Here is a 15,300-nt window from a genome sequence, read left to right on the forward strand (position 1 = left end):
TATATGGGGAGCCATGAGCCCGCCTGAGCCCTTCCCGCTGTATCACCCCGCGGATGTCCGGCGCGCCTTCAGCTCGGATGACGCAACGCGGCGCTTCGCGAAGGTGGCCCAGCTGGAGCCCGGCTCGCGCGTGCTGGTGCTCGGCTGTGGCCCCGACGGAAGCGCCGCGCTGCTGTTGGCCCGGGAGATGGGCTGTACCGTCGTCGCGGCCGACACCGACGACGCCCTCCTCAACCCGGTGCGTGAGCGCGTGCGGGCGCAGGGGCTGGCGGAGCAGATTGAAGTCCGCCGCGTGTCGCTGGACGCGCTGGGCCTGTCCGACGGGGATTTCAACGGCATCCTCATCCAGGGCCGCGTGCTCTACCCGTTGAAGGCCACGCTGGCGAACATGCGCGGTCTGCTGTCGAAGCGCGGGCGGCTGGGCTTCACGTTCCCCGCGCGGGTGGGGCGCTTTGCTCCCAAGGCCACGCTCGACTTCTGGGAGCGCCGCGTCTCCGGGCCGCTGCTGTTGCCGCGCGAGCTGCTGCAGGTGGTGGAGGGCGCCGGCTACGAGCCCGAGTCCGCCGAAGCGCTCCATGACGCGGAGCTGGACGCGCACTACCGGGACATCGAGTCGTTCCTGTCGTCCATCCCCGGCGCGCAGCCCGCCGCGCTCCGCGAGGAGCTGGCGCTGCACCGCGAGAGCAACGGCAAGGCCAGTGTCAGCTACGCCTTCGTGGTGGGCCGCCGCAAGGAGCAGGGCGAGAAGCCCCCGGCGTCCCGCGACCGCGGGTAGCCGAGGGCGGCACCCGGCGGGCTCTCAGTTCAGCGCGCCGGTGAAGTCCACCAACTCGACGGACTCCGGGGCCACGGACATGTGGACCTGCTCGCGGTAGCCCGCCGCATCGCCACCCACCTGGAAAGGCATGGGGTTGGCGAAGCGGATGGTGACCTCTCGGGCGTGGAAGTCCATCAGGCCTTCGGGGAACCAACGACCATTCCACAGCTTGGGCAGGTGGGTGAGCACCTGCGTGGGCGTCACCTGGCCCAGCCGCAGCTGCATGTAGCCCTGGCGCTGGCCCGCGAAGGGGAACATGCGGAAGCCGTAGCCGTAGTAGGGCATGGTGCCCGCCGCCGCCATCATCAGCCGGCCGCGGAAGAGGGTGGCGCCCGGGGCTAGCGGCTCGCCCATCGCGCTGCCATCCGGCCCTAGCCGGTAGGCCTCGGAGGCGCCATTGACGACCTCACACTCCACCCAGTGGGAGTGAGTGAGATAGTGAGGCACCGTCTTGCAGGCCACCGCGGAGAAGTACCCGCCGCTGCCGCTGAGGACGCTCTTGAAGAAGCCCTTGCCCAGGTGCTCCTTCACCCAGATGTAGTCGTTGAGCACCTTGCCATCCACGCCCAGCCCGGCGAAGGGCGCGCGCTGCCCGTCCACCATCAGCAGGTCCATGGGGCGGTAGCCCGGAACCTCGCCCGTGCGGGCGCGCAGCACGTCATTGAGGATGCCATCGCCCCGGGTGCCGGAGGCGTTGACGTAGGCGGCCAGGCCATTGCCGGTGCCCAGCTTGAGGACGCCGAAGCGAGGCGCCGTCTTCCCCGCGAAGCGGCCGCGCGGGCCGACCTGGTGGAGGACCTCGTTCACGAAGCCCATGAAGGTGCCGTCACCGCCGCCCGTGAAGACCATGGGGTAGCCACGCTCCAGCACCGTCTGGATGATGCGGCGGGAGTCCAGCGGCGAGCGGGAGAGGAACAGGTCCTGCTCCGGCACCACGTGGGACAGGGACTTCACCACCCGAGCGTCGACCTTCCGGGCATTGGCGTTCAGCAGGACCGCGACCTTGGGCTCCGCGGTGACGTCCGATGTGGGCGCACGGCGGAGATCGGGAGAGCGGAGGGGCTGGACCAGCATGAGGGCGGCTCCGAAGGTTGCGCCGGTGGGGGACCGGGCGGCGACACCCGAACCCAGTGCACATTCCTCGCCAAGCCCTGACGCAGGGCGTCAGCAAGCAAGCAGGCTTGAGATTCCAAGGGGTTGAATCGTTCCCTGCTGTCCAAAAGCCCGCCCGGTTGCTACCTCGGGGTGACGGCGGTGTAGAGCGCGTTACGCACCCGTGGCGTGCGGGTGTCACGACTGTGACGCGGTGCGTGTGGGCCTGCGCACTGCGCTACGCAGCGGGGAGTGCCACCTTCAGGTGTGCGGCCCGGTGGTCCCTCGCGTTTGACAGCGAGGGGTGGGTGGTTACGTTGGGCGTACATCAGAAGTTTTCAGAGAAAACGCAGTCTTTTCCGGAGGATAGGAACCGTGGGCAAGATTATCGGGATCGACCTGGGCACCACGAACAGTGTGGTCGCGATCATGGAGGGTCGCGAGCCCAAGGTGATCGTCAACGAGGAAGGCAGCCGCATCACGCCCTCGGTGGTCGCGTTCACGAAGGACGGGGAGCGTCTGGTCGGTCAGGTGGCGAAGCGCCAGTCCATCACCAACCCGGAGCGGACCATCTACTCCAGCAAGCGCTTCATGGGCCGGCGGCACGACGAGGTATCCGAGGAGGCCACGCTGGTCCCCTACAAGGTCGCCCGGGGGCCCAACGGCGATGCGCGCGTGGACATCGACGGCAAGCAGTACAGCGCGCCGGAGATCAGCGCGCAGGTGCTGCTGAAGCTGAAGCGCGCGGCGGAGAACTACCTGGGTGAGAAGGTGACGGAGGCGGTCATCACCGTCCCCGCGTACTTCAACGACGCCCAGCGCCAGGCCACCAAGGACGCGGGTGAAATCGCGGGCCTCACCGTGCGCCGCATCGTGAACGAGCCGACCGCCGCGGCGCTCGCGTACGGTCTGGACAAGAAGAAGGACGAGAAGATCGCCGTCTACGACTTCGGCGGTGGCACGTTCGACGTGTCCATCCTCGAGGTGGGCGAGAACGTGGTCGACGTGCTCGCGACCAACGGTGACACGCACCTGGGCGGTGACAACATCGACCTGCGGATCATGGACTGGCTGATCACCGAGTTCAAGAAGGACACCGGGCTCGACGTCAGCAAGGACAAGATGGTCCTCCAGCGCCTGAAGGAGGCGGCGGAGAAGGCGAAGATCGAGCTGTCCGCCGCGATGGAGACGGACGTCAACCTGCCGTTCCTCACCGCGGACGCGACGGGGCCGAAGCACCTCAACGTCAAGCTCACGCGCGCCAAGTTCGAGGCGATGATCGACGACCTCATCGAGCGCTCGCTGGAGCCCTGCCGCAAGTGTCTCAAGGACGCGGGCGTGGAGCCGAAGGACCTCAACGAGATCGTCCTCGTCGGCGGCACCACGCGCATCCCGAAGGTGCAGGAGGCCGTGAAGCGCCTGTTCGGCAAGGAGCCGAACCGCTCGGTGAACCCGGACGAAGTCGTTGCGGTGGGCGCCGCGGTGCAGGCCGGCGTGCTCTCCGGCGAGGTGAAGGACATCCTCCTGCTGGACGTGACGCCGCTGAGCCTGGGCGTGGAGACGCTGGGCGGGGTGATGACGAAGCTCATCGAGCGCAACACCACCATCCCCACGCGCAAGTCGGAGACCTTCTCCACGGCCGCGGACGGCCAGACGCAGGTGGAGATCCACGTGCTCCAGGGCGAGCGTGAGATGGCGGGCGACAACCGCAGCCTCGGCCGCTTCCACCTGACGGGCATGCCGCCGGCGCCGCGTGGCGTGCCGCAGATCGAGGTGACGTTCGACATCGACGCGAACGGCATCCTCAACGTCAGCGCCAAGGACAAGGCCACGGGTAAGGAGCAGAAGGTCACCATCACCCACTCGTCCGGTCTGGCGAAGGACGAGGTGGAGAAGATGGTCGCCGACGCCCGCTCCAACGAGGCGGCCGACAAGACCCGCCGCGAGCTGGTGGAGATGAAGAACCAGGCGGAGAGCCAGTCCTACGCGGCCGAGAAGCTGCTGAAGGAGAACAAGGACAAGCTGTCCGCGGACACGGCGAAGGCGCTCGAGGACGCGGTGGCGGAGCTCAACAAGGTCCGCGACGGCCAGGACAAGGACGCCATCAAGGCGGCGCTCGATGCGCTCCAGGCCGCCAGCTACAAGGCCGCCGAGGAGATGTACCGCGCCACGGGCGGCGCGCCGGGCGCCGAGGGCGCTCCGGGTGCCGGTCCTTCCGCGGCGCCGGGCTCGCAGGCCAGCGCCAAGAAGGACGACGTGGTGGACGCCGAGTTCCGCCAGTCGTAGTGGCGGAGCGATGAGCCGCTGAAGTGACGCAAAGGGCCGGTGCTCCCACTCGAGTGGGGGGCCGGCCTTCTGCTTTGCGGGGCGGAGGGGTGTTCCGAAAGGGAGGATGGGCGTACGGGAAGCGGGACGTCGGGCCGTGCCAAGGGGTTGATGGGACTGGGGCGAGGACTGGCGGCGGGGGTGCAGGGGCTGGCGTTCCATGTCCCGCATCCAGTCGTCACCGTCCTTCCTCCCGCCGGGTACCGCTCCCTCCGAGGGCGCCGCTGCGCCGGCGGTCGTTCCTCCTCCCACGCGCACGGCGCAGTGCCGGCCGGCCTCCGCCGTGGCGTCCTCGACGGTGGAGCCCTACCGGGGGCCTCCCACGGGGCATCCACCGGCGCTGTCTGTGCCCGGGCCGCGCTCGGGGCCCCGCACGGGCGCCGACAACCAGTTCGACTTCGGCGTGGGCGGCGCGTTTCCGCCCAAGCCCACGGGCAACCTGATGGAGCAGGTGCGGCAGGGGGCGCTCACGGCCGCTCAATCCGAAGCCGCGGCTGCCAGCCGGTTGATGGGGGATAGTGCCGCCGTGGATGGTTATGCGCGCATCCACCTGGACCACCTGAAGCCCAGTCCGCCCATCCCCGGCGCGCCCACGTCCTTGACGGACTACGCCAGCAGCATTCCGGACGTGGCGCCCGCCCAGGCCTACGCCTACTTCGTCCGTCACCCATCTGCGGTGTTCGAGGCCGCCGGCATCCGCGTCCGCCCGGCGACCGCGGCACTCGTGGATGGGGCGAAGTTGTTCCTGGAGGAAAAGGGTTTTCCGCCCGTGTGGGCGCCCATCACCGTGCGCCTGGAGCCGGGCGCGAACACGCTGCACATCACCACGCTGGATGGGCACCCGCTGCGCGGCACGAATCGCTTCGTCTTCGCCGAGGACGGCGCGGGGGGCACGCAGGTGCGTCAGTACTCGGCCTTCCAGGGCAGCTCGCCCGCGACGTCGGTGGGCATGTCGCTGATGGACCCCATCGAGCGGCAGCACGACATCTGGCGCGCGGTGCATGCGCACCTGCATGACACGCTGAGGCCTCGCTGATGGCGCCCGTGCTGCGGACGACGCCTCCCGGGCATGACGTGATTCTCTATGACGGGCACTGTCGCCTGTGCGGTGGGGCGGCCCGGCAGCTCCAGCGGCTGCTGGGCGGGACGGGGACGCGCCTGCGCTCGTTTCGGGAGGACGGGGTGCTGGCATCCTTCCCGGGTGTCACGGAGGACCGCTGTGAGCGGGCCCTGCAGCTGGTCCTACCGGATGGGGCCGTGGTGGAGGGGCTGGAGGCCATTGTCCTGGCGCTGGGCCGACGGCCGCTGGGACGGCTGCTCCGCGTGTACTACGTGCCGGGCCTGCGGCAGCTCCTGGATGCGCTCTACCGCGTCGTGGCCCGCTTTCGATTCCGCATCGCGGGACGTCAGTGTCCGGACGGGGCGTGCGCGGTCCACTTCAAATAGGACGCGCGTGGCGGATAGCATGGCGTTTCCCCGCCACCTCGGGTTCGTCCGTGCAATCTCCACCGTCCACATACCTCCAGGCCGCGCGCGCCTTCCGGCACTTCTTCACCGAGCTCCGGGACGCCTACCTGGAGCGAGAGACGCTCTTCACGCAGCTGGAGCTGGCGCTCCTGGGGCGCGAGCACGTCCTGGTGGTGGGGCCCCCCGGAACGGCCAAGAGCGCCATCGCCAGCGCTGTCCTGGGGCGCATCATCGACGAGCGCACGGGCTTGCCGTCGCTCTTCTCCAAGCAGCTGGCCGAGTCCACCGTGCAGACGGACCTCATTGGCCCGGTGGACTTCAAGGTGCTCACGGAGACGGGACGCACCGAGTACCTCACCGACGAAGGCATGCTGGGCTCCGAGCACGCCTTCCTGGACGAGGTCTTCGACGGCCGGGACATGCTGCTGCGCTCCATCCTCAACGTGCTGCACGAGCGGGAGCTGAAGCACGGACGCCGGGTGACGACGGGGCGCATCGAGTGCGTCGTCATGACGAGCAACCGGTATCTCTCCGAGGTACTGGCGCGCTCGCCGGAACTGCTCCTGGCCTTCGCGGACCGGCTGAGCTTCATCTGCTTTGTGCCCAAGTCGTTCGCTCGCCGGGAGAGCCGGGCGGCCATGCTGCAACGCTTCTCCCATGGCGCTCGGCCGGATTTGCGCGCGCAGCTGTCGTTGCAGCAGGTGGACCTGCTGCAGGACGCAGTGACGAAGGTGGTGGTGCCCAGCCACGTCATGGAGGGCGTGGAGCTGCTGGCGGATGCGCTGGAGCGCGCGCTGGCGGCCCAGGTGGCGAAGCTGCCGGACTACGTGCCGACGAAGTACTTCTCTCAGCGCTCAGTGGTGAAGGCGCTGTGGGCGCTGAAGGCCGCGGTGGTGAGGGACCAGATATACCGGCGCCCTGAGCGGGCGTTGGAGGCCACTGTCGAGGACCTGGATTCGCTGCGCTGGTTCTTCCTCCTGGGCGGTCCGCCAGCGGGGGAGACGGAGGCGCTGCTCAAGTCCGTGGTGGACCCTCGGGAGCGGGCGCAGCTCGAAATCGTCCGCCTGGAGCAGCGCGCCTTCGACGAAGCGCTGGCCAAGGTACGGCAGGAGCTGGGGGGCGGCGTGGAGCGCGAGGCGCAAGCGCTCGGGTCCTCCGAAGAGGTGAGTTCCGTCGAGTCCGTGAGCCGTAACTGGCAGCCCGGCGTCGTCTCCACCACCGCGCGGGCCTTGTTGGCCAAGCTGGTGCCCGGGCCTCGCCATGTGCAGAACCGGATGCCGTTGGTGGCGGCGGCGCGGGCCCTGGTGGCGGCGCAGGAGCAGCGGCTGGCGCGCGGCATGGCGGGGCACGGTGAGGGGCGGGGCGGCATCGCGCTGCTGACGTCGTTCGGCGACGTGCTGACGCTCTGTCGCGGCGTCCCCGAGCTGCGGCCGGTCTACGGGGCGTTGTGCGACGCCACGGCCCGCTTCCTGGAAGGGGCCCAGGAGATGATTGCCCTGTCCGCGGAGAGCGTGGACTTCGAGGACGGGCTCAAGCTGGAGGGCCTGGTCGGGCTGGCGGACAACCTGGAGGAGGAGCTTTCCCTGACGGCGGAGCTGGCGGGGCAGTTGTCAGAGGGCGCCCCCGCCACATTGGAGCGCCTGCGCACGGCCGATGCTGAGGTCCGGAGCCGGGTCGTGTCCGCACTGCGCCGGCGCGCGGTGTTCTCGTTCCAGGGCAACCTGGCCCGGGGACGTCGGGAGCCGCTTGAAGCGCTGGCGGGAGATTCGCGCCGCCTGACGCAGCTGGAGAACGCCCTGGCCGTCCTGGACCCCACGCAACAGGGCCTCAAGCAGGAGCTGCTGCTCCCGCTGGGCATTGCCTACGCCCGGGAGGTGCTGTCCTCCACGCCCTTCGAACGCATCGAGCAGTACGGGCGCGCGGTACAGTCGGTGGCGGAGAACCTCCGGCGCGAGGGTGTGTCCATCGACGCGGTGTTCGCCGAGTGCCGGGAGATTATCGAGTCCCGGCTGCGTGAGCATGCCCATGTCCTCACGCGCGAGGTGCCCAGCCCGCCGCCCGCGTCCACGTCGGTCCTCAATGGGGATGCCTACGTCTTCTACCGGGGCGACTTCGCGGCGAAGGCGCCTGATGGAGAGCTGGCCGCGCTGCTGGGGTTGGATGGGCAGCTGGCCGCGAACCACGGTGGCGCCGCGCCCGGCTTCCTGTCGGAGGCCGTACGTTCGGCGGTGGCCCAGGCGGAGCTCGGGTTCGTCCAGACGCGCGTCAAATACCTGCGGAGCTGGCTGACCCAGCTGCTCACGTCGCTTCCACCGCCCGAATCCATGACGGAGCGCGCGGATGCCGAGCGCACCGTGGACCGGCTGGTGCGCAGCCGCTTCCCGATGCTCGCGTTGAAGGAAGGCGAGTTGCTTCGGCTACGGGGTGTCCTCGCGCTACTGGGCACCATGCCTGGTGACCTGGGGGAGGGGGCTCGAAAGCTGGAGGGACAGCTGCGCGGCATCGACGAGGACTTCGGGCGCTTCAGCCGGCAGGTGCTGGCTCGGCGGTCCTCGCCATGAACCGGCTCTTCCTCGGACGACAGGTTGAAGCGGAGAGGGGACGCTGAGCGTGTTTGCCCGGCGCCTCGCGGACCTCCGGCAGCGGCTGGATGCGCTCCACCAGCCCGCGCCCGCTCGCGGCGGTTGGCGGGCGTGGACGCTGCTGGGGCGCCGTGCTCGCGGGCCCGAGGATGTCGCGCTGCCAATGCTGGCCTCGCTGGACCGGGACCTGGACCGGGTGGGCGTGCACACGTCGGCGGACGCACGGCTCCTCAAGGAGCTGGGCCTGCGGAAGGGCAGGGCGGGGACACTGGCGCAGGGGCTGCTCGACAGGGCCCATCAAGCGCTCGAAGAGGTGGAGCAGTGCCTGGTGCTCGTGGAGCGGGCCTGGCGCACGGGTGAGCCGCTCCCCGGCGCGGTCGCGGTGCTGGAGAAGGGCTTCATCCAGCTGGCGCGGGTGGTGAAGGTGGCGGACCTCTTCGCACGTCCTCCCTCGTTGGAGCCGGAGGATGACGACATTGCTCTGGAAATCTACGGGCGCACCGACGGGCGCACCTCGCGTCATGCGCCCGCCAGTGCTCGCCTGGCCGTGGCGGAGTTCTTCGCGGAGCGAGCCCGGGCCAACGCCGCCGACGTCATGCAGAAGCGACGGGACCTGGACCTGGCGCACGAGCTGCTTATCCGCCTGGGCGCGGACCACGACCGCGAGCGAGGCATGGTGCTGCGGCGTCAGGTAGCCGAAGCCCGCGAGCGGGTGCGGGCCGTTCCGGCCGTGCGTTCCATGGATGAGCTGCTGCGGCACGTGCGCCACACGGCTCGGCGCGAGCCCCAGGTGGCCTACCGTTCGCTGAAGGGGCTTTACGAGCGGGCCTTGGAGGCGGGGGACGCGGCGCTGGCGGACGTGGCCCGTGCGGCGCTGACGCCGCTGTTGCCGGCACCTCCTCAGCTGTCGTCGCTGATGGAGCGCGCGGAGCTCGATGGCCTGTCGCACTGGTTCGGCGAGACGCCCACCGCGCCTGACGAAGTCCCGGGCCCACCGAAGGCCGATGAGCTGCTGACGGACCTGGCCTTCTCACTGAAGCCCGAGCAGCTCTCCACGTTCGAGCTGGCGGCGGGCTGTGCCCGCTACTTCGACGTGGAGGACTCGCTGTCGGAGGAAATCGTCCTGGCGGATACGCGCACCGCGCGGGCGGTGCCTCGGCGCGTCCCATACCCGACGCAGACGATGACCTACGAGACGACGGGCAGCCTCCACGAGGTGAACAACTTCGTTCTGACGGACCCGCGGATGCTGCTGAGCGACCTGGCTGCCAGTCACCAGTTGGTGCGCGCGTACCTGGACGATGAGCCGCCTCCGCGCCCCCGGAAGGTGAAGCGCACCGCGGTGCGGGTCTACGTCTGCGACGCGTCGGGCTCCATGCACGGCGCGCGCGCCCGCTTCCGGGATGCCATAGTCATCGCGGAGCTCAACAACCTGCGCGTCAAGGCCCGCCGAGGCGAGCACTTCGACCCGCTGTACTTCAGCTTCTTCAACGACGTGCCCACCGAGCTGGCGCGCGTGGACTCCGCGATGGAGGCCACCCGGCAGCTGGAGAAGCTCTTCCGCGATTCACCCGCGGAGGGGCAGACGGACATCACGCTCGCGCTGATGTCCGCGTTCGACTCCATCCGCGCCGCGCAGGGGAGGGACCCTTACCTCGCTCGGGCCACCGTGGTGCTCATCACCGACGGCGAGGACCGCGTGGACCTGGAGCTCATCCGCCGCACGCGCGCGCCCATGGACGCGCTGGACATCGCGTTGAGCTTCGTGTCCCTGGGCGAGGAAAACCTGGACCTCCGCTTCCTCGTCCGTGAGCAACGAGCCGCCGGAGGCCGCGCCTTCTACCACCACCTCTCCGACGAGGAGATTCTGTGGGCGCGCACGGAGTTCGACACGCCCTGGCGCACGTTGCTGCCGCGTGACGTGCCGGCGTCCGGTGACGCGCTGGAACAGCTCACGCCGCACCTGGAGGCGCTGGAGGCTGTCGCCACCGGTCGGGCTGCTCCGCAGACCGTGGCGGTGGACGCTTCGTTCGATGCGCTCTTCCCGGAGAAGCCCGCGCTGCCCCCCGGGGCCGAGCCGCCCGGTGCTGACATCGCGCACCGCGTGGCGGACATCCTGGGCGCGCTCGTGGAGGCGGCCTCGCTGGCCCCCGCGGACCGCCGCGCGGCGGAGAGCCTGCTGCTGCTTCAACACCTGCTGGGTGTGTACGGATTGACCCCGGCGCGCTACCTGTCCGCGCTGTCCGTGGGTGGGCAGGCCACGGAGGAGGCGTTGCAGCGCGTGCGGCTGTTGTGCCGGCCCTTCGGGTAGGCTGCGCCCCACGCCCATGTTCTTCGGCCTGCTGAGGAGACGAAAGAAGGAGCCGTCACGCTTGGCGGACCCGCTGGCTGCTTTCGACCAGCTCATCGAGAACCTGGAGCGCCAGGCCGCCGAGGTCCGCAAGTCCGCGGCCACGCTGCTGGCGCTCAAGGCGGACCTGGTGCGCGCGGAGGAGCGCTATGCGCGCCGGTTGCTGGAGCTCACCTCGCGGCGGGCCACCGCGAAGGAGCGCGGTGACGCCCGGGCGGTACGCGTGCTGGAGAAGGACCAGGCGCAGGCGGAGGACCTCCTGGCCAGCACGCGTGATTCGCTGGAGCGGGCTGAGTCGGACGGGCGGTTGTTGCTGGAGGCCGCGAGCGAGCTGGGCGACCGCGTGGTGGAGCTGCGCCGCGAGCGGGAGAGCGCGTCCGCGCGGCTCACCGTGGGAGGGCTCGTCACCGAGGCCCTGCGCGAGCGCGTGGCCCGTTTCGACCAGGCGCTGGTGGTGGACGCGGCTCGGGATGAAATCGAGCGAGCGCACGCGCTGGCGGACATCTACCGCGAGGAGAAGTCGCAGGAGGAATGAGCGCGGCTTCAGGTCCGGCGCGCCGTCTGGTGCAGCTCCAGGACGATGTTGCCACCCTTGAAGAGCCGCACCGCGCCGGACGTCTGGCTCACGACCAGGGCGATGCAGCCCGTGGTGGACGTCATGCCAGCGGCGGCCGCGTGCCGCGCGCCCAACCCGAGCGGAATCTTCACGGCCTCATCCGCCGCGGACAGGTAGCGCCCCGCGGCCAGGACGACACCGTCCTCGCGGATGACGAAGGCACCGTCGAGCACGGAGAAGTTCTTGATGGCCTCGCGAATCTTCGGGTCGAGCACGTTCCGTTCCGCCTCGGAGAGGCCCTGGAACGGGTTGATGGTCATCTGCCGGCTCTTCTCCAGCACGGTGTTGTGGGCGCCAATGGTGATGATGGTGCCAATGGGGTGGCCCTCGAAGCCTTCCTGGCCAATCTGCAGCGCCAGCTGGATGAGGGCGTCCACCACCTGGGAGTTGAACTCGTCGCCCAGCTTCACGCCTTCAATGGCGACGCGGTCATCGAGCGAGCCGCCGATGCGCATCTGCATCAGCGTGTCCGGCGCGCGGCCCACCTTGCCCGTCATGCACAGGACCAGGTCACCTTCCTTGAAGGCTCCCTGGGACAGCGCGGACACGAGCGCCACTTTCACACGCTCGGTGCGGGAGTAGTCGTACGCGGGGATGACGAGCGCGCGGACCTTCTTGGCGAGGTGCTCCTCCGCCAGCTTGGGCATCGTGACGGCGTAGACGAGCTTCTTGCGAGCAGGCCGGCCGCGAAACTCTTCAGCGGGAATGGGCGTGTCGCAGATATAGAGGAAGTGATCGACTTCGTTCTTGCCGGCCAACGAGAGAGCCGAGCGCAGGAACTCCCGATCAAACTTCGTGTTCTCGGTCAAACGTCCCTCCCTTCACCCTCGGTCATACCCAGGTCAGCTTGACACTGGAAACCGCATGAATAAAGCTTTCGGGCCCTTTTTTTGGGGTGCAGGGCCCCAAAACCTCGCTGAACTGGAGCGAAGGCTGTGAACCAGAAAGATCTCAAGCGTTACAAGAAGATGCTCGAGGACAGCAAGGCGAGCCTGCTCGAGAGCGCCAAGAAGACCCTGGTGGAGGAGTCCAGTTTCGACACGGACGACCTTCCCGATGAGATCGACCTGGCGTCTTCCGAGTATGCGCAGTCAATGGTCTTCCGTTTGCGGGACCGGGAGAAGTTCCTGTTGCAGAAGATCGAAAAGGCGCTGGTCCGCATCGAGGACGGCACCTTCGGTATCTGCGAGCGGTGCGAAGAGGACATCTCGCCCAAGCGCCTGGATGCGCGCCCGGTGACGACCCTTTGCATCCGCTGCAAGGAAGAGCAGGAGAAGAAGGAGAAGTCCTACGGCTAAGCGCCGAGGCAGTGAGGGCCGCGCGGGGGATACCCCGTGCGGCCCTTGGCATTTCAGGCCGTGGGCGCTTGGATTTCCACGCGCAGCAGCTGACGGCCAATGAGGAAGTGGTCCCCGTTGTCCACGAAGGTGGGGCCCGACAGGCGGATGAAGGTGCCGTTGGACGAGCCCACGTCCCGGACCTGCAGCCGGTCCTGCCGCACCTGCAGCACGGCGTGCCGCCCGGACACGAAGCCGTCCGTGGGGAAGGTGAGGTCGCCTTGCTCGCGGCCCAGGAGATTGTCGCCTTCGCGCAGGGGGAAGGCGCCGCCTCGCAGGCCTCCCTCCAGCAGTTGCACCAGCCGCAGCCGGTAGCCGGGATCCGGTGAACCCCAGACCTGGGTTCCGCCCGGTCCGGTGGCCGCGGTGGGAATGGGCTCCAGCACCAGCCGCTGGCGTCCCAGTCGCAGCTCGCCGCCAGGGGACAGCTCTCGCTCCTGGCGCAGGCGGACGAAGACGCCGTTGGCGCCGCCTACGTCCTCCACGGCCAGCCGGATGCCGGAGAAGAAGAACCGGACCTGGAGCGGCATGATGAAGGGGTCGTCCGTGAGCGAGATGTCCGCCTGCTGGCCGCAGGTGAGGGTGTCGCGCTGCATGCGGACGACGGACTCGGGGCCGCCATCGGCGCGCACCACGCGGATGGAGACCTGCGGGCGCGAAGCGACGCTGGCGACGGCCATCACCATTGTTCCGGAGCGCAGCGGCGAGCCGCACGCCCGGCAGACGGAGGCGTCCCGAGGGTTTTCGGTGTCACAGCGGGGGCAGTATTCCATCGCGTCCATGGAGGGCTAGGGGTTTTACCAGGGCCGGGGGCCGGTTGCTCGACTTGCGTTGCACGCGGCTTGCCCCCCACCCGAGCGGCGTGATGAAGTCGGTGTCCCACCCCTTTGGGGATCGTTTCCTTGCACTGCCCCTCCTGCGGCGCTGACGCCCAAGAATCTTCCCGTTTCTGTCCCGCCTGTGGCGCGACCCTCGTGCGTACGCCCGATGCGGACGAGTACGTCGGCAAGACGATTGCCTACAAGTACCGGGTCGAAGCCCTCATTGGCGAGGGCGGCATGGGCAAGGTGTTCCGCGCCCGGCAGCTCTCCCTGGACAAGGTGGTGGTGCTGAAGGTGCTTCGGCACACGCTCCTGTCGGACGAGCGCACCGTGGCGCGCTTCCAGCGCGAGGCCAAGGCCGCCAGCCGCCTCAACCACCCCAACTCCATCAGCGTGCTCGACTTCGGCCAGGCCGAGGACGGGGCCTTGTTCATCGCCATGGAGTACGTGGCGGGGCAGGACCTGCACCAGATTCTCAGCCGCGAGTGGCCCCTGAACGAGGGGCGCGTGGTGCGCATCGTCAGCCAGGTGCTGAGCGCGTTGTCGGACGCGCACGGCGCCGGCGTCATCCACCGCGACCTCAAGCCCGAGAACATCATGGTGGAGCCGCGGCGCAACGAGCCCGACTTCGTCAAGGTGTTGGACTTCGGCATCGCGAAGATCACCGACTCCACGGACGACGGTCCGGCGCTCACCCGCGCGGGCTTCGTGTGCGGCACCCCCGAATACATGTCGCCCGAGCAGGCGCGGGGCTCGCAGCTCGACCACCGCTCGGACCTGTACGCGGTGGGCGTCATCCTCTACCAGTTGATGACGGGCTTGCTGCCCTTCGAGTCGGACTCGGCGGTGGGCTTCGCCACCAAGCACCTGACCGAGGAGCCGCCGCCGCCCACGCGCCGCCGGCCGGATGCGCGAATCTCTCCGGCCATGGAGCGGCTCATCCTCCGGGCGCTGTCCAAGAACCCGGCGGACCGGCCCGCCAGCGCCGAGGCATTCAAGGCCGAGCTGCAGGCCGTGGACAAGGAACGCCGCCGGATGGACTCGGCGCCGCGGCGCGCGGCCAACTCGTCGGCGGTGCTGGCGCCGTTGCCGCGCAAGTCCGCCGCCGGTCCGCAGAGTGATGTCCGGGATTCCACGCTGACCGGGTGGGGCAACGAAGTGACCATGGAGGCCACGGTGCGCGCCCTGCCGGGTGTGCTCGAGCCGTTGCCCGCGAACGCCGACGCGATGGCCGCCACGCGTGAGCATACGGACTCGCTGGTCCACACGCAGCCGGGTGCCGGCGGCAGCAGCGGGGTGGCGTTCTTCTTCAAGTCGCTGACCATCCTGCTGGTGGTCGCCGCGCTGGGCTTCTTCGCCTACTACTTCTTCACGGGCGCTGGCAGCGGAGGCGTGCAGGACCTGCCCTACGCGCTGCCCACGAATGCGCCGGTGCCAGCGGGGGCCAACAACTCCGCCGTGGGCGCGAGCCCCGACGTGCCGCTCTACGACCGGGCCATTGTCTCGGGCGCGCGCAACGTCGAGCGCGCGCTGGAGCTGGCGCGAGAGGGTGACAAGGCACTGCAGCGCGCGGACGTGGGGCTTGCGGCGACGAAGTACCGCGAGGCCTTCAGCCGCAGTGGTGACCCGGAGCTGGCCCTGAAGCTGGGCGAGGTCTACTGGCACCGGCAGAACCCGGACAAGGAAGAGGCCCGGGGCTGGTGGAATCGTCACCTGCGCGAGCAGCCCTCCTCCAAGGCGCGTGCCCTCATTGAGCAGCGCCTGAGCGGCACCTTGGCGCAGCCCACGTCGCCCTGACGGGTGAGCCCCGAGGGGCGGTGTCGGCCTGCCGCCCTGGGGCACGAAGCTTCATGGCTTCAGGGCACCGGGGCGTATGCCCCACGGCACAGCCTG

General features: G+C 69.4%; 12 protein-coding genes. 9 read left to right on the top strand and 3 right to left on the bottom strand.

Annotation, left to right across the window (positions count from 1 at the left end; genetic code table 11):
* Nucleotides 1-13 precede the first annotated feature (13 nt).
* Nucleotides 14-775 carry an SAM-dependent methyltransferase gene (locus BHS09_RS15835; protein ID WP_140798279.1) on the top strand — a complete coding sequence of 254 codons (762 nt, stop codon included), beginning with the start codon at nt 14-16 and terminating at the stop codon, nt 773-775.
* A gap of 24 nt (nt 776-799) precedes the next feature.
* Here the strand turns inward: BHS09_RS15835 and BHS09_RS15840 are convergent, their stop codons facing one another.
* On the bottom strand, nt 800-1,891 hold the full coding sequence (locus tag BHS09_RS15840; protein WP_140798280.1) for a diacylglycerol/lipid kinase family protein: 1,092 nt from the start codon (nt 1,889-1,891) through the stop codon (nt 800-802).
* Nucleotides 1,892-2,284: 393 nt separating this feature from the next.
* Between BHS09_RS15840 and dnaK the strand changes: the two genes are divergently transcribed.
* The 6 genes from dnaK (at nt 2,285) to BHS09_RS15870 (ending at nt 11,168) form a co-directional block, all read left to right on the top strand.
* Nucleotides 2,285-4,195, top strand: a complete 1,911-nt coding sequence (gene dnaK / locus BHS09_RS15845) for a molecular chaperone DnaK (protein ID WP_140790960.1) — start codon at nt 2,285-2,287, stop codon at nt 4,193-4,195.
* 199 nt (nt 4,196-4,394) lie between these two features.
* Nucleotides 4,395-5,270, top strand: a complete 876-nt coding sequence (locus BHS09_RS15850; RefSeq protein ID WP_140790962.1) for a hypothetical protein — start codon at nt 4,395-4,397, stop codon at nt 5,268-5,270.
* Nucleotides 5,270-5,680, top strand: a complete 411-nt coding sequence (locus BHS09_RS15855) for a thiol-disulfide oxidoreductase DCC family protein (RefSeq protein WP_140798281.1) — start codon at nt 5,270-5,272, stop codon at nt 5,678-5,680. The genes BHS09_RS15850 and BHS09_RS15855 overlap by 1 nt, the downstream gene beginning before the upstream one ends.
* A gap of 50 nt (nt 5,681-5,730) precedes the next feature.
* On the top strand, nt 5,731-8,262 hold the full coding sequence (locus BHS09_RS15860; RefSeq protein WP_140798282.1) for an AAA family ATPase: 2,532 nt from the start codon (nt 5,731-5,733) through the stop codon (nt 8,260-8,262).
* A 49-nt stretch (nt 8,263-8,311) separates the two neighbouring features.
* A complete protein-coding gene (locus tag BHS09_RS15865; protein ID WP_140798283.1) occupies nt 8,312-10,594 on the top strand; it encodes a vWA domain-containing protein in 2,283 nt (760 codons plus the stop codon).
* A 16-nt stretch (nt 10,595-10,610) separates the two neighbouring features.
* A complete protein-coding gene (locus tag BHS09_RS15870) occupies nt 10,611-11,168 on the top strand; it encodes a PspA/IM30 family protein (RefSeq protein WP_140798284.1) in 558 nt (185 codons plus the stop codon).
* 8 nt (nt 11,169-11,176) lie between these two features.
* Here BHS09_RS15870 and BHS09_RS15875 read toward each other — a convergent pair whose 3' ends face one another.
* On the bottom strand, nt 11,177-12,058 hold the full coding sequence (locus BHS09_RS15875; RefSeq protein WP_140790971.1) for a DNA integrity scanning protein DisA nucleotide-binding domain protein: 882 nt from the start codon (nt 12,056-12,058) through the stop codon (nt 11,177-11,179).
* Nucleotides 12,059-12,184: 126 nt separating this feature from the next.
* Here BHS09_RS15875 and BHS09_RS15880 point away from each other — a divergent pair, with 126 nt between their 5' ends.
* Nucleotides 12,185-12,547 (top strand): TraR/DksA family transcriptional regulator, encoded by a 363-nt coding sequence (locus BHS09_RS15880; RefSeq protein WP_140790973.1) that lies wholly within the window; start codon nt 12,185-12,187, stop codon nt 12,545-12,547.
* A gap of 53 nt (nt 12,548-12,600) precedes the next feature.
* Here BHS09_RS15880 and BHS09_RS15885 read toward each other — a convergent pair whose 3' ends face one another.
* A complete protein-coding gene (locus BHS09_RS15885) occupies nt 12,601-13,368 on the bottom strand; it encodes an FHA domain-containing protein (RefSeq protein ID WP_140790974.1) in 768 nt (255 codons plus the stop codon).
* A 120-nt stretch (nt 13,369-13,488) separates the two neighbouring features.
* Here BHS09_RS15885 and BHS09_RS15890 point away from each other — a divergent pair, with 120 nt between their 5' ends.
* A complete protein-coding gene (locus BHS09_RS15890) occupies nt 13,489-15,204 on the top strand; it encodes a serine/threonine-protein kinase (RefSeq protein ID WP_140790976.1) in 1,716 nt (571 codons plus the stop codon).
* The last annotated feature ends 96 nt before the right edge of the window (nt 15,205-15,300 follow it).

Source organism: Myxococcus xanthus (genome assembly GCF_006402735.1).
Classification (GTDB): Bacteria; Myxococcota; Myxococcia; order Myxococcales; family Myxococcaceae; genus Myxococcus; species Myxococcus xanthus_A.